A 23,409-nucleotide genomic window follows, 5' to 3' on the forward strand; every position below is an offset into this window, starting at 1 on the left:
CCCGAGGTCAGTCACCCTTGCCCCAATCGGGCTCTATCCGTGCGTGTGGTAAAACAGCTCGTAGATGAACGGGATATCGTGGAGCCCGGGGATGAATTGCGTGCTGTGAGTGCCTTGCAGAATTTGGATCCGGGCCGTGTGTTTCCTCAGCGCTTCATAGCTCGTCACTTTGTCGGCATGGGTGTCCAGGTGAAGCGTGACCGTTGCCCAAGTGTTGAGCTGCACATTCTTGAGCGTTAGGTTCAGTGGGATCTCAATCGCCGACGCGTGCATCCCGCCGTGGCCATACGATTTTTTGGCGACGTGAAAGGTCGCTTCTGATCGGCCCGCCTTGGCGTGGAGATAGACATAATATGGCGCCGGGATGGGATGTTTGGAGATGAGGATCTTGTCGATGACGAGATCAGTGGCGAAGGAACGGCCGCCTAACAAAAGCAGGGCAATCAGAACGGAGAAATAACGGTTCATAAGGGTGTGTTGTTTCGCAGCGTTATCACAAAAGAGCACATTCCGTGCAGGGGCGCCAGCCGCGCCCACCGATTGAGATTTGGCAGAGTGGAAGCAACGTATGCCTGCGTACACCGCGAATCATTTCGGTTTCGGAATTTCCACCGTGGGAAAGACCAGCATCCCGCTCCATTCCAAGCGCGGCGTCGCGAATGATGGATTTGCTGTTGAGACGATCGGCCACGGGGATTTCATAGGCACGCGGATGGATTTCGTCTAACCTCGCGTCCCCTCTGCCGGTATTTGCTGGTGCCCACCCCATGAAACAAATCGCTCTCCTTTGCGCCGTTGTCGCTGTCGCCATCACCTCCGCCCTGGCCGCCGAGCCGGCGAAGCCGGACAAGGTGCTCAAGCTCTGGGAAGGTAAACCGCCGGGCAATTTCACCGCGCCGGGGCCGGAGACGCTCACCGAGCCGAAGCCGACGGACAAGCTGCCTATCCAGCGCCTGACCAATGTAACCGAGCCACGCCTCGAATTCTATCTCCCGCAAAAGAAGAACGGCAACGCGGTGATCATCGTCCCCGGAGGCGGCTTCGGCGTGCTGGCCTCCCAACACGAAGGCTCCGAGTTGGCGACATGGTTTCGCGATCGCGGATTCGTCGCGGCGGTGCTCGAGCATCGTTGCCCGACGAACAAGCTGCCGAAGCAGTGGGAATTTCCGGCGATGGACACGCAGCGTGCGGTCAGCCTCCTGCGCAGCAAGGCGGCGGATTTTGGCGTGAAGCCGGATCGCATCGGGCTCTTCGGTTTCAGCGCGGGCGGGCAGGTGGCGCTCATTGCTACGACGAACGATGACGCACTGCTCTATCCCGCCGCGGATGAAGTGGACAAGGTGAGTTGCCGCCCGGATTTCCTCATGCTCTGTTACGCTTGGCACATCCTGGCGGACAACTCTCTCACCGAGTTGAAGCCGGAGATTCACATCAGCGCGAAGACCCCGCCGACGTTCATCGCCCAGGCGAATGATGACAAAGGTTCGCTGGCCGAAGGCAGCACGCTGGCTTTTCTTGCTTTGCGCAAGGCCGGGGTCTCGGCCGAATTGCACATCTACTCCACGGGCGGACACGGCTTCGGCCTGCGGCCGAACGACACGCAGGCGCCCGGTGATTGGCCGGGGCGGCTGGAACTGTGGCTGAAGGCGCGTGGGTTGCTGGGGGAGAAGTAGGGGGATTCGAGCCTGAGAGTTAGATAGTAATCAGTGATCAGTATTCAGTAATCAGTGGGAGCCAGAGAGACTGACTACTGATCACTGATTACTGATTACTGCCCACTGCCCACTCACACCTTCGCCCAGACCAGCCACGCCCAATTGGCCAGAATCACGCCGATGGTGGTATAGCGGACGATGTTTCCAACACGCTTGGGAATGACGTCGAAGCGCAGGCGTGGCAGGCGAAAAGCGAGGACGATCGCGGCGTAGAGGTCGTAGACGACCACCCCGCCGTAGCTGAGAAAGGCGAGGGGATTGGTGCCGGCGGCGGCCCACCAATCGTGATGAAAGGTGTAGCGCAGGGTGCGGGTGGCGCCGCAGGTCGGGCAGGGAAAGCCGGTCACCCGATGGAATGTGCACGGCGGGATCGGCAGCCGGAGATACAACCAGAACCAGGCGCCGGCCAGAGTCGCGAGCGAGACGGCGAGCCAGATCGCTTCGTGATCTAGTTCTCCCGGTCGCAGGCGCCGCCAATTCACGGCCGGGTCTCTAGTGATGCGCTTGGGTGGCGGCTATTCCGCCGGCGACGGCGACGACAACGAAGACGATGACCGCACAGCACACGATCATCGGCAGGAGGACGCCGAGCACCGCGCGGCCGGTGGAGATCTCATGCATTTTGGAAATACCGATGCACAGCACGACCAATCCCCAGATGCCACTGGCGTAGGCGCCACAGATGGGAATGACCTGGAGGGCGGCCGCCGAACCCATGGCGTAACAGTAGGTGCGATAGGTCGTTTCGAAGGGCTGCTTCGCTCCCTGGCAGATCATGAGCGCCAGATGCGTGAGACCGCTGGTGACGAATGAATTGATGATCGCGATCACGGGCAGCAGCAGTGCCCAAGCGACCAACATGCCGGCGCCCCAGACCATGGGAAAGGGAGTCTTTTGGTTTTGCGACAGGACAGGGTTGGTTCCGAGCTGGATGACCGCTTGGGAGAGGATCGTCACCAGGCCGCCCGCCCACGAGGTGATGACGAGGTAGCCCAAGGGCGCGCCGAGCCCACCATCGCGACGCATATTGGCAAAGGTGGCTGCGGGTTCGGTAAGGCATCCTTTCACGGTCTGCCAGATAGCTGGGAAAAAGCCCAGTTGGTCGCGGTTTTCCCACGGCGGGCCATTGCGACCGAGCTCGGTGCCGGGCAGCGCCCCAGTCTGCATCACGCCCTGGAGGACGCTTTCCTTGGCGGCGGCGGAATACGGCTTGCCATCGAGATAGACGATCTCTTCCGGCGGAAAATAACGGCCGGTAGCGGTGCAGCGGATCCACCCCGGAGGAACAGCCTCGCCGCCTGGACCGGAAGGACGCGCGTCCTTGAGCGGCTGCCAGTTGGCCATGCCCTCCTTCCAAATAAGCGTGTTTTCGTTGATCTTGCCCGAGGCGATGAGAGCATCGAGTTCGCTGTCGGAAACCGGTCCCTGACGTTGGTCGCCTAATGCGTAATACCAATTCATGTTGTCCTTGTTCTGTGGTGGTGGGTCTTCTACGTTCCGCCGGACGCGGCAAAGGCCGCAGTGAAGATGAATCCCTTTCGCTAGTAAAACGAAAACGCATGTCTACTACGGCTCCGGTTGAGAATGGTTCCCTGGACCTGCCCGGTGTGCCGTGCGGCCTTGGGGCCGTACGGTCTGGATGCGGTGCAGGAGGCGCATTGCCCATCGTGCCGGGCGAGCTTGCGCGGCCAGGTCTTTGCCGCGTGGTGGACGCCGGAGAAGATCGAGTCGAAGCTTGATCGCGCGCTGGAAGGGGAGGCCGTCTGCTTTTTCCATCCGTCCAACCGGGCGGCGCTGGCCTGCGATGCTTGCGGACGTTTCATCTGCACGATTTGCGATCTCCCGGTGGGTGCGCGGCATCTCTGTCCGGTGTGCTTGAGCAAGGGGCTCGGCAAGGAGAAGCTGCCGGAAATCATCCCACGGCGTTTCCTGTGGGCACGCACCGGGTTGGCGTTCGGCATTCTGCCCATCATATGTCTCGTCTGGCCCATGTGGGTCATCAGCGGCGGCACGGCGGTGATCCTGGCGATCATCAGTTGGTGGCGGCCGGTGAGCCTGGTGCGCGGGCGTCAACGCTGGGCGGCGATTCTCGCCATCGTGCTGGGGATTTTGCAAATCGCGGGATGGTTTGGATTCATCCTGTTGATCTCCTACTCGAAGAATAACTCCGGCAAATGAGCACCCCGACGCATGTTTATCGTAAATTGCGCGGCGGCGGTTTTTCGTGGAAAGGCCACGGCCGGCTCTGGCGCGCGGAGGATCATCTCCTCGAGGTTACCTCGATCTATGTTTCCGAGAGCTACCGGCGGTTCTTTTTCCAGGACGTGCGGGCCTTTATCGTCCAGCGGACCAATCTGCGCGCGATCTGGGCGGCGATCTTTGGTGGTGTCGGGACGGTTTGTGCCCTGATCGCCTCGGCTACCTGGTGGGCCGGAATCTCGAACTCCTCCGAGGACTGGCACGTGGCGTTGTATATTCCCACCGCCTTGTTCGGCCTGGCTGCTTTGGTCTTCCTGGTGCTGTGTGTGATTAATCTCTCGCTCGGTCAGACATGCCGTTGCCATGTGCTCACCTCCACGGGTTGGCACGCGCTTTCCGCGCCGACGCGGGTGGGCAAGGCGAACCACACGCAGGCCGAGATCATCTCCATCGTTCAAGCCGCGCAAGGTCCTGCTCCGACGGCGGGACCCCCTCCCCTATGAGGACCGGACTGCAGCAACAGCGTTGCCATAATCACATGGGACGCGAGGCGGTCGCGCGCTGTCCGTCGTGCGGTTTTTATTTCTGCCGCGAGTGCATTACCGAACACGACGAGCGCATCCTCTGCGCCTCGTGTCTGAAAAAGCAGGCGGCCAAGGCTGAGCGCCCGCCCCGCAACTTCGCCCCGGCGGCGCGCACTGCGGTCGCGCTGTGCGGGTTCGTGGCGGCGTGGTTTTTCTTTTACGTCATCGGGCGGCTGCTGCTGGCCACGCCCACGCAATTTCACGAGGCGACCGTGTGGAAGAGCAAGGTGATCAATGAAATGGACAAGGACCAGGCGCCATGAGCCAGTCGCCGGTCAAACGCGAAGGGCCCAATCCGCTGGAATGGGTGGAGAGCGCGGTGCGCCTGCTCCGCTCCGCTCCGCCGGGCGCGTTGCTTTGTTACTACCTCGGCAGTGCGCCGTGTCTGCTGGGGCTGCTGTATTTCTGGGCGGATATGAGCCGGGGCGCCTTCGCCGCGGAGCGTTTGGTCGAGTCGGCGTTCAATGTGGCTGCGCTCTATATCTGGATGAAGTGCTGGCAGGCCGTTTTCCTGAGCAAGGTGCGCGCGCATCTTTTCATGGAGAAGGACGAGCCGTGGACCCTGGCGCGGGTGGGCCGCATGGTGCTGATCCAGGCATCGCTGCAACCGTTGGGGCTCTTCTTGCGGTTCATCGCGGCGAATGTGCTCATCCCTTACGTGTGGACATATTCCTTTTTCGCCGGCGCGGCCATTCTCGGCGATGGCCGTGAGCCGAGCTTGCGCGCGGTGTTGCGCGGCGCGTGGCGGGAGGCCGGGCTGTGGTGGCGCCAGACGCACCTGGCGTTGCTCTGCCTCTTCGGGTTCGCGCTCTTCATCTGCCTCAATATCAATATCGTCTGCGGGCTGTTGCCATACGCGTTGCGGATGTTCCTCGGGATCGAGACGGTATTCACCCGCGATGGCCTGGCCATGTTCAACACGACCTTTTTCGCCGCGACCTTCGCCGCGACCTATTTGTGCTTTGATCCCATTCGCAAGTCGGTCTTCCTCATTCGCCATTTCCATGGGCAATCGCTGCAATCCGGCGAAGACCTTCGCGTGGAACTCCGCACGATCCGCAGCCGCACGCGGATGGCCGTGGCCGCGCTGCTCCTTTTCGCCACGCTGCTCGCCGCGCCGCTGACGTCCGCGCAGGCCAGGGACGTCCCACCCTCGCCCGCTTCGCCGCCGTCGGCGCAGGTCGATTCCTCCCAGCTCGATTCTTCGCTCGATCGCGTCCTGGAACGCCGGGAGTACGGCTGGCGTTTCCCGCGTTCCGCCAAACCGGAGGCGGAGAAGCAAGGCAACAGCATCGCCAGGATGTTCGCCCGCTGGTTCGATCGCGTGAACGCGTGGATGGACAAACTGCAAAATTGGCTGAAGCACCTTTTCGAATCCAAGGACGACGACCAAAAGGAGCCCACGGCGCCGTTCCATCTCGCCTGGGCGACGATCGCCAAGCTGATCCTGATTATTCTCCTCATCGCCGTCGTCGTCTTGATCGCGATGATGTTCTGGCGGGCGCGCCGAAGGCAGGGCGAAGTGGTGCTCGCCGAGGCGGTGACTGCGGTGCCGGATCTCAACGAAGAAAACGTGACGGCCGATCAACTTCCCGAGGATGGCTGGCTGCAACTGGCGCGCGAACTGATGAGCAAAGGCGAGCTGCGGCTCTCGCTGCGGGCGTTCTACCTGGCCACGCTCGCCCATCTCGGCCAGCGCGAACTCATCCGCCTCGCGCGCTATAAATCGAATCACGACTACGATCGCGAATTGCAACGCCGCGCCCGGGGAAACGCCTCGCTGCTGGAGGCGTTTGATGCGAATCTGTTCATCTTCGAGGGCGCCTGGTACGGCGACCACGAAATCTCCACCATGACCCTCGACGGGTTCGCGCAAAATTTCGAAAGGATCCGGGCATGCTAGGAAAACCACTGGTGCGCGCCTTCCTCGCCGTCGGCCTGGTCGTTGCGTTCATTGCGGGGCTCTCCCGGCTTTTCGTGTTGCGTTACGAAGTGGGCGATATTTATCCGCCCTATTCTTCGCTACGCGCCGATCCGCTCGGGACGAAGGCCCTGGCCGCGGCGCTCGGGGAACTGCCGAAAATCGAGGTGCGCCGCAATTTCAAGTTCCTGCCGAAGATGCACACCGACGGGCCGGTGACGCTGGTTTACGCCGGCGTGACGCACCATGCCTTTTGGACAGAGGACGAACTGACGGCTTTTAACGAGCTGGTCCTCAATGGCTCGCGGGCGGTCTTTACCTTCTACCCCGTGGCATCTCCGCCCACTGACGTGCAGGAAACGCTGGCCAAAGATCAGGCGCGCAAAAAGAAAAGGGAAAAGACCGAAACCGAGAAGGGCGACGACCAGAAAAAGAAAGACGCCAGGGACAAGAAGGATCAGAAAAAGAAGGACAGGAAAACCGAGAGAGAGGATGAAGACCGTGCGCAGTACGTTGGATTCAAGAAGGTCGCCGAACGCTGGGGTTTTGCGTTCGACTATTTGCCGGAGGAAAAGGGCAAGGCGTATGACCGCCACGCCGCGCTCGTCGAACCCGGCGGGCACATGGAGAGCGATATCTCCTGGCACAGCGCGCTTTATTTTCGCGACCTCAAGCCGCAGTGGAAAGTGCTCTACATGTGCGGCACCATGCCGGTGGTTATTGAGCGGAAATACGGGAACGGCAGCATCATCCTGATGGCGGATTCCTTTCCGATCAGCAACGAAGCGCTCCGCGGCGAGCGGCATCCCAAGCTGATCGCGCGGCTCTTCGATGGGCCGACGCCGATTGTCTTCGACGAAGAGCACAATGATCTGCGTGAGAGCTCTGGCATCGCCTCGCTGGCCCGCAAGTATCAGCTGCACGGCGTCGTCGCGGGATTGGTCCTGCTGGCCATCCTCTTCGTGTGGAAAAACATGGCGCGCTTCATCCCCCCCTATCAAACGAAGGTCAGCGAGACCACCGTTGTGGCGGGCAAGGAATCGAGCGAAGGCTTCGTCAATCTGCTGCGCCGGTCCGTCCATCCCTCATCCATATTCGGCATCTGCTTTGCCGAATGGCGCAAGACGTTTAAAGGCCGGCCGCGCGAACTGGCCCAGGTCGAGGAGATCCGGGCGGAGGAGGAAGCGCGTCCCTCGCGCGAACGCGATCCGCTCGAAACCTACCGCGCCATCAGCCGCGCCATCGCCCGCAAAGTCTGACCGCCGCCCTCTTGAGAAACTGTGAAAAAAGTGCCCGCGAATCACACGAATGACACGAATGGAGTGCTTCTCATTCGTGAAATCTGCGTGATTCGCGGGCCTAACAACATCTCCGCCGATTTATTTCACGGCCTCTAACCTCACCTTACAACTCCATCTCATGTCCACCGACCTCGCACCCATCCAGGAAGTCCTCACCCGCGCGCGCACGGAAGTGCGGAAAGTCATCATCGGCCAGGAAGACGTGGTCGATAAGGCGCTCATCGCCATCTTCACCGGGCACCACGCACTCATCGAAGGCGTGCCCGGCGTGGCCAAGACGCTCCTCGTGCGCACGCTGGCCTGCGTGCTCGGCACGGATTTCAATCGTATTCAATTCACGCCCGACCTGATGCCCGCGGACATCACCGGCACGAATGTTTTCAACCTCCAGCGCAACGAGTTCACCCTCATCAAGGGACCGGTCTTCACGACCTTCCTGCTGGCCGATGAAATCAACCGCGCGCCGGCCAAGACGCAATCTGCGCTGCTCCAGGCGATGCAGGAGCGGCGCGTCACCATCGACCGCGACACGCACGAGTTGTCGCCGAACTTCACCGTCTTCGCCACGCAGAACCCGGTGGAATACGAGGGCACCTATCCACTGCCCGAGGCGCAGAAAGACCGCTTCATGCTCAAGGTCTTCATGAACACGCCCGACCGCGCTAGCGAACTGGAACTCGCCCAGCGCATGCTCGGTTCCAATTCTCCCGAGGAAGCTCTCGCCTCCGGCGTGGTGCAACCGGTGATCACCGCCCAGGACCTGATCGCGCTGCGCGCTTCGCTGGAAAAAATCACGGTGCGCGACGAACTCGTCTCGTATGTCGTCGATGTCGTCCGCGCTACCCGCGAAAATGACAGCGTGCTCGTCGGCGCCGGCCCGCGGGCCACGCAGGCGTTGCTCCTTTCCAGTCGGGCCAACGCCGCCCTCGCCGGCCGCGATTTCGTCACGCCGGATGACGTGAAATTCCTCACCGAAGCCGTGCTCGGCCATCGCCTCGTCCTGCGCCCCGAATACGAGATCGAAGGCGTCACCGTGACCGAAGTGATCGGCAAGATCCTCGAGCAAGTTGCTGTGCCGCGCTGATGTCCTGCCAAAGTTTATGAAAAACGCAGAGGCGCAGAGACGCAGAGAGAAAGAAAAGGATGAAGGCGGAAGGATGAAGGATGAAGAAGCGTGTTGTTCGCTAGTGAACAACACCATTCAAAAGTCGCGTAGCGCACTTCACTTCATCCTTCATCCCTCATCCTTTCCCCGCCTCTTTGCGGTGCTAACTCTGAAAATTTTCACGGCGTGCGGCAATTTCTTTCGTCCACCAACGCCTCTACACTTCTTCTCTGCGCCTCTGCGACCTCTGCGTTTAAAAATCCCTTTGGTTACGGCTCCGCCGTGCTGTAACTCGGCGTTTTAAAATTCCCCATGCTCGTCCCCCGCACCCGCCTGTTGCTTTGGATCTCGCTGATCGTGCTGCCGTTTGCCGCGGTTGGTGCGACCGTGCCGGGGGCGTTTTATCTCGCGGCAGTGATCATTGGTCTGCTGTTCGTCGCGGTGTTGTTCGATGCGTTTTTGTCGTTCAACCAGTTGAACGGCATTCGCGTGCAACTGCCGGAAGTCGTGCGCTGGCAGAAGGACCGGCCGGGCGTGCTCGAGGTGCGCATTCACAATGAATCGCTGACCGGGCGCTTGCTGCGCATTGGCTTTGCCTTTCCGCGTGAGATCGTGCCGGAGACGGACGACCGCACGGTCAAGCTCCCCGCGAATGCAGGCATTTCGCGGATCGACTGGACGGCTACGCCCAATCGACGCGGACAGTATTTTCTCGAGCACGCTTATCTCGAGGCGGCGTCGCCATTTGGCTTTTGGGCGATGCGTGCGAGCCAACCGGTGAAAGCGGAGCTGCGCGTCTATCCCAATCTCTTCGACGAACGCAAAAATGTGGCGGCGCTTTTCCTCCGTCGCGGGCAACTCGGCGTGCATGCCCAACGCGCCGCCGGGCAGGGGCGCGATTTCGAAAAGCTGCGCGAGTATGTGCCCGGCGACAGCTACGACGAAATCCACTGGAAAGCCTCGGCCAAGCGCGGACATCCGGTGACGAAAGTCTTCCAGGTCGAGCGGACGCAGGAAGTGTACGTCATCGTCGATTCCTCGCGGCTCACCGCGCGGGAGATCGAACTCGACGGCTCGCGCACCACCGCGCTGGAGCGCTTCGTCACTGCCGGGCTCATCCTCGGCCTGGCCGCGGAACAGCAGGGCGACCAATTCGGCCTTATCACTTTTAGCGATCGCGTGCTGAGCTTCGTGCGCGCGAAAAGCGGGCAGGCCCATTACGACGCCTGCCGCGACCGGCTCTACACCTTGCATCCGCAAAGCGTCACCCCGGATTTCGAGGAGCTGTGCTCCTTCATCCGTCTGCGGCTGCGCAAGCGCGCGCTCCTCATTTTCCTGACCGCGCTCGATGACCCGATGCTCGCCGACAGTTTCGCCAAGGCGACGGAACTCATCTCCCGCCAGCACCTCATCCTCGTCGACATGCTCCAGCCCGTCGGAGCCGATCCGCTTTTCTCCGACGAAAACGTCTCGAATATCGACGACCTTTATCGCCGGCTGGGCGGGCACTTGCAGTGGAGTAAATTGCGTGAGCTGGATAATATCCTGCGCCGCCGCGGCGTGCGGTTGTCGTTGCTCGATCCCGCCCGGCTCGCCGCGCAACTCATCGCCCAACACGCTGACGTGAAACGCCGCCAACTACTCTGAGTCATGATCATCGATCTCCCTCGCTTCATCGACACCGAGCGCCCCACGTGGATCGAGCTCGAGAAAATCCTCGATCGCCTGGAGGAGGGGACCGGTTACGTCATGTCGCTCGAGGAAGTGCAGCGGTTTCATCTGCTCTATCAAAAAGTCTCCGCCGACCTCGCGCGCGTCGCCACCTTTGCCTCCGAGCCCGAGCTGCGCCGCTATCTCGAATCGCTTACCGCGCGGGCCTACGGAGAAATCCACGAGACCCGTCAGCGCGGCCGCCCCTTCCGGCCGATCCATTGGTTCGTAAACGAATTCCCCCGCGCCTTCCGCAAACGCTCCGGCGCGTTTGCCCTTTCGGTGATCATCACCATCATCGGCATGATCTTCGGAGGCATCGCCACCACCTTCGATGATGAAGCCAAGGAGGCCATCCTTCCCCAGCAATTCAGCCATCTGCTCGGCGACCCGGCCAAACGCGTGGCGGACGAGGAAAAGGCGAAGAAAGACCGTCTGGGTGGCGTCCACTCGACCTTCGCGGCGGAGTTGATGGCGAACAATATCAAGGTGTCGATCTTCACCCTCGGCCTCGGGATCACCTTCGGCACCGGCACGATCATCGAGCTTTTCTACAATGGCGTCCTCCTCGGCATGGTGGTCGTGGATTACATCATCGCCGGGCAGACCATGTTCATGCTCGGCTGGCTGCTGCCGCACGGGGTCATTGAGATCCCGGCGATTCTTGTCGCCGGCCAGGGCGGGCTCCTGCTGGCCAAAGCGATCATCGGGTATGGCGATCGCGCTTCGTTTGAAGAGCGCCTGCGCGGTGTCGGCAAGGACCTCATGGCGCTGGTCTGCGGCTTCACCGTCATGCTCATCTGGGCGGGCATCGTCGAATCGTTTCTTTCCCAATACCACGAGCCCTTCATCCACTATTGGCAGAAGATCCTCCTCGGCCTGATGGAATTGAGTGCGCTCATCTGGTTCCTCTACTTCCGCAAGCTCGCTGAACCGGAGGAGGAAGCTGCGTGAACCCGACTCTGAAAATTCGCACCCCCGAGGGGATCGCCTTCTCTTTCGCACTGGCCGGACCGGTGGTGCGCTGTCTCGCGTGGATCATCGATTTCCTGGTGGTGGCGACCGGCGCCACGATCATCAACAAATTCGGGCAGTTGGCCGGTTTGGTCAGTCCGGATCTCGCCCAGGCGATCATGGTGCTCAGCTATTTCGTCTTCTCGATTGGCTACGGCATTGTTCTCGAGTGGTCGTGGCGCGGACAGACCGTGGGCAAGCGACTGCTTCGCCTGCGAGTCATGGACGCCCACGGGTTGCGCCTGCAATTTCATCAAGTGCTCCTGCGGAACCTCCTACGTTTCGTCGATATGCTGCCCGCGCTCTATCTCGTCGGCGGGTTGGCCAGTTTCTTTAATCGGCGCGCCCAGCGGCTCGGCGATCTCGCAGCGAATACGGTGGTCGTTTACAACCCCAAGCCCGCGGAGCCGGATCTCGATCAACTACTCGCGGGAAAATTCAATTCGCTCCGCCAGCACCCGCACCTCGAAGCCCGTCTCCGCCAGCGTGTTTCGCCCGACGAAGCGCGTCTCGCCTTGCAAGCGTTGATGCGCCGCGACGAACTCGATCCCGCGCCCCGGGTAGCGCTTTTTTCCGAACTCGCTGAGCACTTTAAAAGCCTGGTCATGTTCCCCGCGGAGAGCGTCGAGGCGATGCCGGATGAGCAGTACGTCCGCAACGTCGTGGACATCCTCTTCCGCACGCATGCGGCGGAAGCGAAGCCAGCCAGTGCCGAGATGGCGAGGGCGCTTGGTTGATGTCCTGACTTCCAAAAACGAGAGCAACACCCAAACTACCATTTAATCCCCCTCTTCCCATGAATCTGCGGCCTGTTGTTTTCCTCTTTGCGCTGTTCCTTTTGGCCGGCGTTGGTCTTGGCGACGACCGGATCGTTTCAGTCGATCAACAGGCGAAATTCATGACGGTCGAGCAGGGAGGGTTGCTGAAACTTTATCGGCTGACGGATACAACGGATATCACGGTGAATGGTGCGAAAGCTTCCATCCCGCAGTTGCTGCCGGGACAAACGGTTGCGGTGAAGCTGGCCGGCTCGGTCACGGCCGTCAAAGTGGTCGCGTCGGGACTGGCTAGTAATGCGAGTTCCGCTCGCCCACTGGCGCTTCGCACCATCACGATACAAATGCGCGTCGACGGTAGCGACCGCCTGTTTTATCAGGACGGGAAACTTTGGATCGAACACATGTCCGCGCAAAAGCCGGCGAACATTTTCATCAACGGCATCGAATGGACGCCGAACTGGAATGGCGATAAGACGGACGTTTTTACCAAGTTCTCGGTCCCTGTGGCTCCCATCGGCCAGGGGCATGTCACGATGAAACAGTTTGCGGGTCGCTCCAAGGTGAGACAGGAACATTCGCCAATCGCACCGGTCGTGGTGACGATTTCGGATGACCCGAGCGGAGCCGACGACTACGAGATCCAACTTTCCTGGTAGACCTGTGCGTAGGCGCCTGTCCCCAGCGACGGGAACGGATCCGATTCGCAGTCGTATCCCGGCGCGTGAGGACCGACGCGGAGAGGGAGAGTGCCTGGCGCGCTATCTCTTGATCGTCTTGAGCACCTGGCCGAAGCCGTCTGCCAGGGCGTCGCGATCGCGTTCTTGTTCCGTGAGCTGGCGCTGGAAATAGTCGTAGGTAAGGCTGGCGTGGGCGCCAACCACGTCGGTCCGGCAGAGCGATTTGAGATAGGACACGAAGTTGTAGTTCGCCGTCTCGGTGTCCGTCTGGCTCATGTGGGTGTGCTTTTGACCGAGCCAGTCGTCGATCCGGCTCTTGATCGCCGGGTTGGTGTGCAGCCCCGGGGTAATGCGCCCTGTCCGGTCGATATCCACGATCAGCTTGACCAGATCCTTGGTCATGGCCTCGATGTTTTCCATGGTGGCCGCTTGCGCGGCGAAGGCGGCCCAATTGATCGGCTGCCAGGCTTTCACGCTGTCGATGCGATAACCGAAGTGCCGCAACACCGGCTTGCTGAGCGGCTTTTTCGTCACCGGATCCATCTTGTTGATCATGACGTAAGTGGCGACGCCGACCACCTTGCCGCTCTTGATATGGATGATCGGGCTGCCGCTGTTGCCCGGCACGAACGGAGCGTCGACCTCGACGAGATTCGGACCAATGCCGACGATGTGCCCCATGATGGTATTGACCACGCCGGCGCCTTCCGCGTTGCCGAGCACCACGACGGCGTCACCGATGGCCGCTTCCTTGTCGACGCCCTGCATGATCTCGAATGGTTTCCCTCCCGGCGCCGTTTGCATGAGCACAATGTCATGGCCGACGGCCGCCGAGGCCGCACCGACTTGCACTGCATCGCCATTGAGCGTCTTGAAGCCCGCGCCCTTCACTCCTGCGGCGACATGCGCGTTGGTGAAGAGGAACGATCCCTTGCCGTAGGTGGCGAGAAATCCGCTCCCGGCGCCGTTCGTGCCGCTGACGAACACGAGGCTGTTGCGATAGGTCTTCACCAGTTCCGCGGCATCGGCGGAAGCTCCATTGTCGTTGGCGGCGACATTGGGCGCCGGGTTATTCGCCTCCGGGTGATTCGCCGCGCGATTCGCGGCAAGTTCCGCCGGTGTCGGACGGGAAATCTGTCCCGCGAGATCGGCTGGGGTCGGCTCGTGGATCGGGAGTCGGACTTTGGAGAGCTGCCCAATCTCAGCCTGGTTCAGCGCCCGGTTGAAGATGAACATGTCGTCGAGGCAATCGCACTGGGTATTTACCTCCGGCTTGCGGTAGGTCGCCGTGCCGATCGTTTGCAGGCTCTCGCGCAAGACCACGGGCGCCGTGCCGCGGCTCTCGCCATCGAGGAAAAACGTCATCTGGCTGCCATCGCAAGTCACCGCCACGTGATGCCAGCCGGTCAGATCCTTGACCGTGCAGTAGGTCCCCTCGACGTCTTTTTGGATGTAGCCAAAATGATCCCCCGCCGCGACCAGCGGGCTTTCGTGCAGAGATTCCCAGACGATGCCGTGATTGCCGGGACAGGGCAGTTTCATCCAGGTCGCCAGGGTGTAGGTCCGGTCTATTTTCAGCGGCGGCAAAGCTTTGAGAATGGCGCCCGGCGTGGCAAAGTTGACGCATTGCCGGTCGCCGTCTTTGACGAACCGAACCGGGCCGAAAAACACGCCCTGCAAGGCCTGCTGCGCCGACGAGAAGACGACGCTGCCGTTGGCGGAGCGATCCATGGAAACGGCCAGGACGAGATTGTCCGCGAGCGGTCCCAGGTCCCGGACGATGGCGACCGTGTCTTTGGGGGCCGCATCCTGGGCAAGAGCGGCCACAGGCAGGAGAGAGCTGAGGAAGGCGATTGCGAATCGGGTCAGTTTCATATCACGGGCAAAGGGGGAAGGGGCGATATTGAGTGTCGTGTTTATACGTTGAAACGGGGCGGTCGGCAACCGCATCGCGAACGGCACGAAGGAGGACGTTTCAAAGCGCCTTCTGTGATTCGAAGATGACTCAATCGCCGCTGCCCCGTCGCCCTACCTCCTTCACTGCATCTTCCGCATTTCTTGCAAAATCTGATCGAAAACGTCCGAGAGCGCCTTCCGCTGTTGCTGCTGCTCGTTGAGATTGTGAACGAAGTAATCGTAGGTGATGTGCTGCCGCGCGGCGAGGATGTCCGACTGGCTCAGGCTCTTGAGCCCGGCGATGAAATTCTGGTCGGCGCGTGCCGCATCGCGGGCGCTGGAATGACCGTGCCGGGCATTCGCCGTCCACCAATCGATCTGCGTCTTGATCGCCGGATTCGTGTGCAGATTCGGCGTGATGTCGTGATGCTTCGCCAGGTCCATGAGCACACGGCCGAGATCGTCGGTGAGCTTCTCGACATTCTCGAGCTCGTTGGCCTGCGCGAAGAAGGCGGCCCAATTCACCGGTTGCCACGTCTTCACACTATCCACGCGATACCCAAACCGGCGGATGCGCGGCTGGCGGATCGCCTGGTGCGTGGCCGGGTCGTAATCCTTGATGATCAGATACGTCGCCACGGCGATAACCTTGCCGGTCTTGAGATGAATGATCGGGCTGCCACTGTTGCCGGGGACAAACGGCGCATCCACTTCAACGAGGTTTGGCCCAATGCCGACAATTTTGCCCTTGATCGTATTGATCACCCCGCCGCCTTCGGCATTGCCGAGCACCACCACTTCGTCATCGATCGAAGCGTTCTCGTCCACGTGATCCATGACCTCCAGCGGCTTGCCGCCCTGGGCCACGAGCAGACGGAAAATATCATGCCCTACGGCAATCGACGCCGCCCCGATCTGCACCTGCGTGCCATCGAGCGTCTTGAATCCCGCGCCGCGCACCCCGGCCGCGACATGTGCATTGGTGAAAAGGAAATTCACGCCGCCGAGCCTGGCGATGAAACCGCTGCCCGCGCCATTGGTTCCCTGGACGAACACGAGGTTGTTGCTGTTCGCCTTGACGACCTCCGCGGGAGTCAACGGAACCGCCGGCGGGGCCGGAGCGGCGGGCGCCGCTGGTGCAGGCGGAGCCGCCGGAATGGAAGTGGCGATCGAGGCCGGTACTTGCGCCAGCAGGTGTCCGGCGATGAGCGAAAGGAGAGCAGCGGCAGCGGCGGCGCAGCAACGAGTGTTCATGGAGGGGTGAAGTCATTATGCGCGTTTTGCCGGATTCCGCACCTCTGAACTCACTGGGAGAGGCGACTTTCAAGAAAAACCCTGCACCGCGAAGCGGTGTCCCACGAATGGCGCTTCGCGCGTTTGTTTCGGTCGGCGACTGGGAAGTCGCCGCTCCCAGGGGCCCTACTTCGACGCAGGCAGCAGTAGGTCCAGCGCGCTCTTCACCGCGTCCTTGCCGGTCTTGACGGCCTCGCCCGCGGCGTTTTGTACGCCCTCGATCACCGCGCCCTGGGCGGCGGCGATCAGACGAGGCGAGAGGTCTTCGTGGGGCTTGTCCGCCGGGCCGGTGAGGCGCATGGGAGCCCAGACGTAGCCGCCGCGCGATCCGGTGAAGACTTTCCCTTGCGAACCCGGCAGCCATTGCAGGCTGCTCGGGGTGACGCCCACCTGGAAGGTGCCGTCAATGATTCCATTGGCGACGGTGAAGGCGCCTTCCACGCGGATGAGGCCGTCGGATTCGGCGATGAAATTCTTCACGCTCAGGCCGCTCTCGTCCTGGGTGAAATCGCCCGAGGCGCTGTTGAGATTGATCCGGCGGAACTGTTGGGTGCGGGTGAAGGCGGCGATTTCATCGAGCACCGGGAGGGCGGTGAGTTCGCCCTGGGTGAGCTTCACGGTGCCGGAGATTTGCGGGCCGCCGCGCGCGGGGAGCGGGCTTTTCACTTTCACTTCGCCGGAGAGATTTCCCTTGGTGCGCACGCGCCAGTCTTCGGAGAGATACGGCGTGATGGCGATATTGATCAGCGTGAGCTGCAGGTCGGCCTCGCGGGTGAAATCGATCTCGCCCGTGGCTTGCAGCGAACCGCCGCTGGGCTGGCGCAATTCCGAGCTGCTGATGAAAAGCGACGGCGCGCGATAGCGCAGGTGCAGGTTATTGACATCGAGCGGCGGGAGCTTGCCGTAGGTGAGGCGGCCGCCCTGGCCAGTGAGCTGCCAACTGCCATCGTGCGGCTCGACTTCAAATACGGTGCCGCGCAGGCCGCCATCCTTCCAGGTGAGCTGGGTGTCATGCACCGTTGCCTTGCCGATTTCCACGCGATTCGGAAACCAGCCATTGCTGGTGTGCTCGGTCTTGGGCGCGCTGAGGGGCGAAGGGGCGGGCTCCAAGGGGCGGTCAATGCGCGGCCCGCTGAGATCCACGCGCACACGCTGCACGTCGAATTGTTCCACCTGCCACACCTTCTCGAAAAAGCGCCGCAGGCTGATCTCGGTGCGGATTTGCTCGATCTGCAAATTGGAGAACGCGGCATCGGGGCCGCCTTTGGCCTGGAAGCCATCGGAGAAAATGGTCGAGCCGGCGAAGCTCAGCGGGGCGATCTCGGCGTCGGCATGCAGGGTATCGCCGGCTTTTTTGGCGATGAACTGGCGGAACCCGTCGCTGTGCAAGTAAGACTCGACCGCCGCCCTGCCGACGAAATAGCCGACGATGAGCAGGACGAGTAAAATGGGGGTTGCCCAGAAAAGGAGGCGGAGCCCCAAGCCGGGGCGGCGATTGCGAGGACGGGAGGAAACTGCCATGACCACACTTTTGCCACTGACAAAGCGGCGTCAATCCACAACCCTCTGCGCCGTCATGCTCGAACTCAAGGAAGTCTCCCTCCAGCTCGGTAACGCGCCCGACGATCAGCTTCTGCTCTCGGAGTTAAACATCCGTTTTCCGAAGAAACATTTTGCGGCCGTTCTCGGCCCCTCCGGCTGCGGCAAAAGCACGCTGCTCAAGGTAATTGCCGGCCTGCGAGAGCCGACGCTCGGCCATGTGGCTTGGGACGGGCGCGACCTTTCCGAGGAGGGCGACATGGACCCGCACGAGATCGGCTATGTGCCGCAATTTAGCATCGCCTACGACCTGCTCACGGTGTGGGAGAGCGTGGACAGCACCCTTTCCCTGCGGGTGAGCGGCCTGAGCCGCGACGAGCGCGAGGCGCGGCTCGAACAAATCCTGAAGGAAGTGGGGCTCGACGAAATTGCCGACCGCCAGGTGCGCGTGCTTTCCGGCGGACAGAAGCGCCGTCTGGCGCTGGCGCTGGAGTTGGTGAGCGCGCCGCATTTGTTGCTTTGCGATGAGGTGACCAGCGGCCTCGATCCGAAAGCGGAGGACGAGATTGCCCACCTCATGCACGAGATCGCGCAGGGTGGGAATCGCATCGTGCTTTCGGTTACGCATAGCCTGCGGCATCTCGCGCTCTACGATAGCGTGGTTGTGCTCTACCAGGGGCACCTCGCGTATCACGGCCCGGCGAATCATCTCTTCCACTATTTCGACGTGGAAAAGCCGGAAGAACTTTTTCCGCGGCTCGCCCAGCGCAAGCCGATGGACTGGCATCGCTCGTGGCAGAAGCATCGCGTGAGCTACGGTCTCGAAGCGCAGGAAAACGTGGCGGAGGAAGTGGCGCTGGAGGAAGTCTCGAGCGTGCCCGCACAGGACGAAAATGAAGGCGAGGAGCACTATGCCCGGCTGCGCAAGAAGGCGCGTTTCGACGACGAGGAATCCGCTGCCGAGAAAGCGGAGGCCGAGAAGGAAAAGGCCGCGGCTGACGAGAAGCGCGAGTTGGAGACGCGCAAGAAGCTCGACTATCCCGGCACGCCGAGTGCGATGAGCCAGTTCAGCATCCTCCTCGCGCGGCGCTGGAAGATTTTCTTCCGCGATCGCGGCCAGCTTTGGTTGCAGCTCGCGCTGCTCTTCGGTTTCCCGCTGCTTGTCGTGGTCTTCGCGCTCGATGGCCTGCCGCAGATCAAGAATCCCAACGGGGTCTTTTCCGGCAATCTCTATGAACAAGCCGCGCAGACCATGGCGCAGAAACTGGATATGATGAAAACGGGCAGTCTGGTGTCCGGCTTGATCATGTTCCAGGTCGTTCTGCTGGCGCTCATGGGTTCGAACAACGCCGCGCGGGAAATCGCCGGCGAGCGGTTGATTTTCGAGAAGGAAAAATTCGCCGGAGTCCGGCCGTCCGCTTACGTGGCCTACAAGGCGGTCTTCCTCGGCGTGCTGGTTCTCGCGCAATCAGGATGGATGGCGTTCTTCGTGAATTACGTCGTGCAATTCAAAGGAGACGCGTTCACCCAGATGATGGTCCTCATCTTCGTGAACGCCGCTCTCACCGCGGTGTGTCTCGCGCTCTCCAGTTTGATGAAGACCGCGGAACAGGCGTCGCTCGTGTCCATCTATCTGGTCGGATTTCAGCTACCGCTTTCCGGTGCGGTGCTCGCCCTGCCGAAGGCGTTGAGTTTCTTTACCCAGCCGTTCATCGCGTCCTATTGGGGTTGGTCGGGTTTCATTCAGACCATGCACGACACTCGGTTTTACGATGCCATGGTCAATGTCTCACAGACCAAGCTGGCGGCCGCCGACCTGTGCTTCTGGGTGTTGATGACGCACGTCGTTCTTGGTCTGCTTATCGCCTACATGGGGTGCAAAAATTCGCAGTGGGAGTGATGGGCGATTGACTCTCTGGGCTGGGGACGTAGTCCTACCCAGGATTGGTTCGGTTCGCGAACCTCGTGCGAAAAACTCGCATGGCATGTGCTGTTTATTTTGGGGCGTTGCCTCGTCCGACAGCCCCGGATGCAGGAACCCACCCACTCTCCCGTCTGTCTTTCAGCCGGGACATTCCTTTCAATGAAAAACATCAAGATCCAACCCATGTTGTTCGTCGCGCGATTCCTCGGCCATTCGCTGTTGATCGCGGGTTTCTTCTGGCTGTTCATCGTCATCCCCATGTTCTGCCACGTCGTCAGCCGGCGCGTGATGGAACAAAGCGACGCGCGGCTGGCCAATCGCACGGAGAACACATTCACGCTGCGGGACATGGAGACCGAATCCCACGCCAGCATCAAGGACTCCTTCGCCCGCTATCCGGGGCACATCGTTCCCACGTTGCTGATGGTCGCCGGCGGGCTGATCCTGGCCTATTTCCCGCGGATCGGATTGAGAATGCCCGAGAGGTAGGGGCGGCGCGAAGTCGAAACTGCGCGACGCGACGGTCTGTGACCGTCGAGGGATAGGAGGAATAGGAAGAATAGGAGTTATAGGAATACCACCACCCTATTCTTCCTATCTTTCCTATTCCTCGACGGCCATCGGCCGCCGCCACCGCGACCCCGCGAGTTCTTGCATCCGCCAACTCGGCGACGGCGATTACCTAGAAGACGAAGAAACCAGCCGCCACGCTTCCCTTTCGCGTCGGGGGTTGCTTAACTACTCCCTCATGTCTGTCCCGGTTGCGTATGTCCCGCCTGCCATTCCTCTGCAATGGCTGCTGCTGGGCGCGTTCGTGGGTTACCTGGTGGTAATGTTCACCAACCCGGTGCGCACGAGTTTGCGCGACGGTCTGCGTTGCGTGCGGCGTTACAAAGTGATGTGGCTCACGCTCGGGTGCTTCGGTTTTGCCTACGCACTCTTTCAGCTGGCGCTACGCTATTACTTTTTCTGCGTGCTGCCGCCGGCGGATCGCCCGACGTTTGTCTGGATGCGCGAAGGCTGGCGCGATCCGAATTTCTGGCTGCACGGTTCGCCGGAATCGCTCTGGTATCTTCCGCCGCATGCCTTGCATTTCGTGACGCATGAAAATGCGCTACCGACGTTGGAAAGCGTTGCGGGCATTTTCAATCTGCTCGTTGTCACTTTCCCGCTCTCCGCGCTGGCCGCGGTTCTGTTTTTGATCAATTGGGATGGGCATCACGGGGTGCTTTGGCGCGCGCTGCACAAGCGCTTCCGCTTTTGGGGAATCGCGGTGCATGGCGGCATCATCATCTGCGCGCTGGCGGCCCTGACGAAGCCGTTCCTCTATGCGGCGCCGCAGATCCTGCACTTGCAACAAGCCGCGTCGCTGATCTGGTTTCAATGGGCGCCGGTGGTCGATTGGCTGTCGTTCCTTTTCGAATATCTCGTCGGGGTTTGCATCCAGATCGGCCTCGCGCTCGTCGCCTATTGCTGGGTGCGCGGACTCACTTTTACCCAGCAACATCTCATCGACTTCGCCATTCGCCGTTTCAGCTATGTGGTGCGCTGGGCGCTGGTCGTCATGCTGCTGAGCAGCCTCTGCATTCACCTGCCGCTCATTTTGGAAAACTTCGATGCCTTCCAGGGGATGTTCCCGCGCGATCATGGGGCGATCGATCTGCGCTTGCGGCTGGCCCGAGGTGCGCTCACGGTCATTCTGCTGCTTTTCTCGGCGATGCAGATCACGCTCACCTTCCACAGCGAATCGCTCTCCAAAGCGGTCCATGATCACCTGCGCTTCCTGAGCAAGCACTGGTGGTCGTTCGGTTGGTTCGTCGTCGTGGCCGGCGTGCATTTCTATCTCACGCTGATCCTCCTGAATCTCGTGGAGCTGGGCTTGGGCGATGGCACCTCGCTGGGTATCGCTTGGGGGCTCATCATGCCGTGGATAAACGCCTTCGTCGCCGCCTGGCTGCTCGCGAGCTGGGTGTGCTACTACAAGCATGGCGACGCTGCTCCGGCGACGTCACCGCGGGGGTCGGTGGAACAAGGGGTGCTGTTCTAGGATGGATGAAGTTTCTGGTTTCTGGTTTCTAGTCCTGCCGCTGCGCGATCTTGTCTAAAAGACACACGCAGAAGGTCAGTTGGCGCGATCAAATTTAGCCCCGCAGAACCCAACCAGAAACCCGAAACTAGAAACTAGAAACCGATTTTGCCCGCCTCCGCTACTCATCCTCTCGAACTGCGCAACGTCTCCGGCACATGCACCGATGGCACCGCGATCAACGCCATCACCACCGCTTTTTCCGCGGGACGCCTGCACCTCCTGCGCGGCGCGAACGAGGGAGGGAAGAACGCGCTGTTCCGCTTTGCCGGTTTGCTCGAGCAGCCAGTGGAGGGCGAAGTGTTGATCTATGGGAACGCGACGCGGAATCTCGATGATGACGCACGCACGGAATTACGGGCCCAGCGTTTCGGTTTCGCTTTTGCCGCGCCGTTCTTGCTGAGCTCATTCAGTGTCATTGAGAATGTCGCCATGCCGCTTTTTAAAATCTCCCAGGTCGATCCCGAGGAAGCACGTCGGCGCACCGAGGCGATGCTGGAATTCGTCGGTCTTTCCGGCGCGGTCGAGGCGCGGGTCGAGGAACTCGCCGAACCGGCGCAATACCGGGTGGCGATCGCGCGCGGCCTCGTCAACGAACCGGCGGCGTTGCTCGTGGAGAATCTCGACGGCGTCCTTACCGGTGTGGACCTGGAGGAATTTGTCGAAATGCTGCGCAAAGCGGCCACCACTTTCGGCCCGGCGATCATTGCCACGGCATCACCGGAAATAAAAACGCAGCCCAGCGACCGGGTGCTCGACATTCATAATGGGAGCATCGCCCGGGATTCGGAATGCTTGCCGGAGATCTGCGAATGAGCACGCCCAGCCCCGACGCCCAGGCCATCACCCGCGCGAGCAAATCCAATCTCGCGCTCGCCTTCGTCTCGCTCCCGCGCGAGCGGCGTGAGGACATGACCGTTTTTTACGCGTGGTGCCGGGTCATCGACGACATCGCCGATGATCCCGGCCAAACGGTCGAGAATCGCCGCGCCGCGCTCGACCAGTGGAAGCGCGCGGTGCAGCAGCCGGTGGATGGCGAATCCACCCTCGCCGCACCGGTGCGCACGCTCGTCACGAAATATCACCTCGACGTCAGTCTCTTCCATGAGCTCATCGCGGGCGTGGAGATGGATCTCGACGGGGTCACCTACCAGACGTGGGACGACCTGCGACTTTACTGCTATCGCGTGGCCAGCGCCGTCGGGCTCATCAGCATCGAAATTTTCGGCTGCCGCGATCCGCTGGCCAGGGAGTATGCCTTGCAACTCGGCCTCGCGCTGCAGCTCACCAATATCCTCCGCGACGTCGGCGAGGATTTTGCCAATGGCGGTCGCATCTATCTCCCGCGCGAAGATCTTGCCCAATTCCATTACACCGCCGGGGACCTCGCCGCCCGTCGGCACAACGAAGCCTTTCTCGCTCTCATGCGTTTCGAAGCCAGCCGCGCGCGGGGCTTTTATGCCGCTGCGGAGAAAGCGCTGCCAGCCGGCGACCGCCGGGCATTGGTCGCCGCGGAAATCATGCACGCCATTTACCGCCGCCTGCTGGAGCGCATGGAGCGCGACGACTTCCACGTCTTTGGCCACCGCTACAGCCTGGGACGCCTCCGCAAGCTCAGTCTCATCACCCGCGAGATTCTCCGGGCGCGATTCCTTTGAATAACTGG

The 23,409-nt window shown here is 61.2% G+C and carries 22 protein-coding genes; 16 read left to right on the forward strand and 6 right to left on the reverse strand.

From position 1 onward, the window contains the following. Positions 1–33 precede the first annotated feature (33 nt). Positions 34–468: a hypothetical protein gene (locus tag CFE428DRAFT_RS12820; RefSeq protein WP_006979973.1), complete on the reverse strand. Its 435-nt coding sequence runs from the start codon at positions 466–468 to the stop codon at positions 34–36. A 299-nt stretch (positions 469–767) separates the two neighbouring features. On the opposite strand from CFE428DRAFT_RS12820, the gene CFE428DRAFT_RS12825 reads away from it, so the two are divergent. Further along, complete coding sequence (locus CFE428DRAFT_RS12825; RefSeq protein WP_006979975.1) at positions 768–1,673, forward strand: alpha/beta hydrolase; 906 nt, start codon at positions 768–770, stop codon at positions 1,671–1,673. A gap of 113 nt (positions 1,674–1,786) precedes the next feature. On the opposite strand, the gene CFE428DRAFT_RS12830 is transcribed toward CFE428DRAFT_RS12825, so the two are convergent. Next, positions 1,787–2,197, reverse strand: coding sequence for a DUF2752 domain-containing protein (locus CFE428DRAFT_RS12830; RefSeq protein ID WP_006979976.1), 411 nt, complete (start codon positions 2,195–2,197; stop codon positions 1,787–1,789). Between the two features lie 10 nt (positions 2,198–2,207). Further along, the gene (locus CFE428DRAFT_RS12835) at positions 2,208–3,176 is read right to left on the reverse strand and encodes a GYF domain-containing protein (RefSeq protein ID WP_006979977.1); all 969 of its coding nucleotides are present in this window, start codon (positions 3,174–3,176) and stop codon (positions 2,208–2,210) included. A 123-nt stretch (positions 3,177–3,299) separates the two neighbouring features. Here CFE428DRAFT_RS12835 and CFE428DRAFT_RS12840 point away from each other — a divergent pair, with 123 nt between their 5' ends. The 10 genes from CFE428DRAFT_RS12840 to CFE428DRAFT_RS12885 all read left to right on the forward strand — a co-directional run bounded on the left by CFE428DRAFT_RS12840 (position 3,300) and on the right by CFE428DRAFT_RS12885 (position 12,984). Further along, a complete protein-coding gene (locus CFE428DRAFT_RS12840) occupies positions 3,300–3,893 on the forward strand; it encodes a hypothetical protein (protein ID WP_006979978.1) in 594 nt (197 codons plus the stop codon). Continuing rightward, on the forward strand, positions 3,890–4,417 hold the full coding sequence (locus CFE428DRAFT_RS12845) for a hypothetical protein (RefSeq protein WP_006979979.1): 528 nt from the start codon (positions 3,890–3,892) through the stop codon (positions 4,415–4,417). Before CFE428DRAFT_RS12840 ends, CFE428DRAFT_RS12845 begins: the two co-directional genes overlap by 4 nt. Further along, on the forward strand, positions 4,414–4,761 hold the full coding sequence (locus CFE428DRAFT_RS12850; RefSeq protein ID WP_131989224.1) for a rhomboid family protein: 348 nt from the start codon (positions 4,414–4,416) through the stop codon (positions 4,759–4,761). Before CFE428DRAFT_RS12845 ends, CFE428DRAFT_RS12850 begins: the two co-directional genes overlap by 4 nt. After that, entirely contained in the window at positions 4,758–6,401 is a 1,644-nt protein-coding gene (locus CFE428DRAFT_RS12855) for a hypothetical protein (protein WP_006979981.1), read from the forward strand. The genes CFE428DRAFT_RS12850 and CFE428DRAFT_RS12855 overlap by 4 nt, the downstream gene beginning before the upstream one ends. Continuing rightward, on the forward strand, positions 6,395–7,678 hold the full coding sequence (locus tag CFE428DRAFT_RS12860) for a DUF4350 domain-containing protein (RefSeq protein WP_006979982.1): 1,284 nt from the start codon (positions 6,395–6,397) through the stop codon (positions 7,676–7,678). The genes CFE428DRAFT_RS12855 and CFE428DRAFT_RS12860 overlap by 7 nt, the downstream gene beginning before the upstream one ends. 160 nt (positions 7,679–7,838) lie before the next feature. Continuing rightward, positions 7,839–8,804: an AAA family ATPase gene (locus tag CFE428DRAFT_RS12865; RefSeq protein ID WP_006979983.1), complete on the forward strand. Its 966-nt coding sequence runs from the start codon at positions 7,839–7,841 to the stop codon at positions 8,802–8,804. A 333-nt stretch (positions 8,805–9,137) separates the two neighbouring features. Beyond that, the gene (locus CFE428DRAFT_RS12870) at positions 9,138–10,472 is read left to right on the forward strand and encodes a DUF58 domain-containing protein (RefSeq protein WP_006979984.1); all 1,335 of its coding nucleotides are present in this window, start codon (positions 9,138–9,140) and stop codon (positions 10,470–10,472) included. Between the two features lie 3 nt (positions 10,473–10,475). Then, the gene (locus CFE428DRAFT_RS12875) at positions 10,476–11,489 is read left to right on the forward strand and encodes a stage II sporulation protein M (RefSeq protein ID WP_006979985.1); all 1,014 of its coding nucleotides are present in this window, start codon (positions 10,476–10,478) and stop codon (positions 11,487–11,489) included. Beyond that, on the forward strand, positions 11,486–12,286 hold the full coding sequence (locus tag CFE428DRAFT_RS12880) for an RDD family protein (RefSeq protein ID WP_006979986.1): 801 nt from the start codon (positions 11,486–11,488) through the stop codon (positions 12,284–12,286). The genes CFE428DRAFT_RS12875 and CFE428DRAFT_RS12880 overlap by 4 nt, the downstream gene beginning before the upstream one ends. 59 nt (positions 12,287–12,345) lie before the next feature. After that, a complete protein-coding gene (locus tag CFE428DRAFT_RS12885; RefSeq protein WP_006979987.1) occupies positions 12,346–12,984 on the forward strand; it encodes a hypothetical protein in 639 nt (212 codons plus the stop codon). Between the two features lie 102 nt (positions 12,985–13,086). Here CFE428DRAFT_RS12885 and CFE428DRAFT_RS12890 read toward each other — a convergent pair whose 3' ends face one another. The 3 genes from CFE428DRAFT_RS12890 to CFE428DRAFT_RS12900 all read right to left on the reverse strand — a co-directional run bounded on the left by CFE428DRAFT_RS12890 (position 13,087) and on the right by CFE428DRAFT_RS12900 (position 17,715). Beyond that, positions 13,087–14,880 carry a trypsin-like peptidase domain-containing protein gene (locus CFE428DRAFT_RS12890; protein WP_042724883.1) on the reverse strand — a complete coding sequence of 598 codons (1,794 nt, stop codon included), beginning with the start codon at positions 14,878–14,880 and terminating at the stop codon, positions 13,087–13,089. Positions 14,881–15,042: 162 nt separating this feature from the next. After that, the gene (locus CFE428DRAFT_RS12895) at positions 15,043–16,155 is read right to left on the reverse strand and encodes a S1 family peptidase (protein WP_006979989.1); all 1,113 of its coding nucleotides are present in this window, start codon (positions 16,153–16,155) and stop codon (positions 15,043–15,045) included. A gap of 165 nt (positions 16,156–16,320) precedes the next feature. Further along, positions 16,321–17,715, reverse strand: coding sequence for a translocation/assembly module TamB domain-containing protein (locus tag CFE428DRAFT_RS12900; RefSeq protein WP_006979990.1), 1,395 nt, complete (start codon positions 17,713–17,715; stop codon positions 16,321–16,323). Here CFE428DRAFT_RS12900 and CFE428DRAFT_RS12905 point away from each other — a divergent pair. The 5 genes from CFE428DRAFT_RS12905 (at position 17,714) to hpnD (ending at position 23,401) form a co-directional block, all read left to right on the forward strand. Continuing rightward, positions 17,714–19,633, forward strand: a complete 1,920-nt coding sequence (locus tag CFE428DRAFT_RS12905) for an ATP-binding cassette domain-containing protein (protein WP_202797418.1) — start codon at positions 17,714–17,716, stop codon at positions 19,631–19,633. The genes CFE428DRAFT_RS12900 and CFE428DRAFT_RS12905 overlap by 2 nt on opposite strands. A 183-nt stretch (positions 19,634–19,816) precedes the next feature. Further along, positions 19,817–20,146: a hypothetical protein gene (locus CFE428DRAFT_RS12910; RefSeq protein WP_006979992.1), complete on the forward strand. Its 330-nt coding sequence runs from the start codon at positions 19,817–19,819 to the stop codon at positions 20,144–20,146. A 259-nt stretch (positions 20,147–20,405) separates the two neighbouring features. After that, positions 20,406–21,704 (forward strand): hypothetical protein, encoded by a 1,299-nt coding sequence (locus tag CFE428DRAFT_RS12915; protein WP_006979993.1) that lies wholly within the window; start codon positions 20,406–20,408, stop codon positions 21,702–21,704. A 147-nt stretch (positions 21,705–21,851) separates the two neighbouring features. Continuing rightward, positions 21,852–22,559: an ATP-binding cassette domain-containing protein gene (locus CFE428DRAFT_RS33510; protein ID WP_006979994.1), complete on the forward strand. Its 708-nt coding sequence runs from the start codon at positions 21,852–21,854 to the stop codon at positions 22,557–22,559. Next, a complete protein-coding gene (hpnD, locus tag CFE428DRAFT_RS12925; RefSeq protein WP_006979995.1) occupies positions 22,556–23,401 on the forward strand; it encodes a presqualene diphosphate synthase HpnD in 846 nt (281 codons plus the stop codon). The genes CFE428DRAFT_RS33510 and hpnD overlap by 4 nt, the downstream gene beginning before the upstream one ends. The last annotated feature ends 8 nt before the right edge of the window (positions 23,402–23,409 follow it).

The sequence above is a fragment of the Chthoniobacter flavus Ellin428 genome, from assembly GCF_000173075.1.
Classification (GTDB): Bacteria; Verrucomicrobiota; Verrucomicrobiia; order Chthoniobacterales; family Chthoniobacteraceae; genus Chthoniobacter; species Chthoniobacter flavus.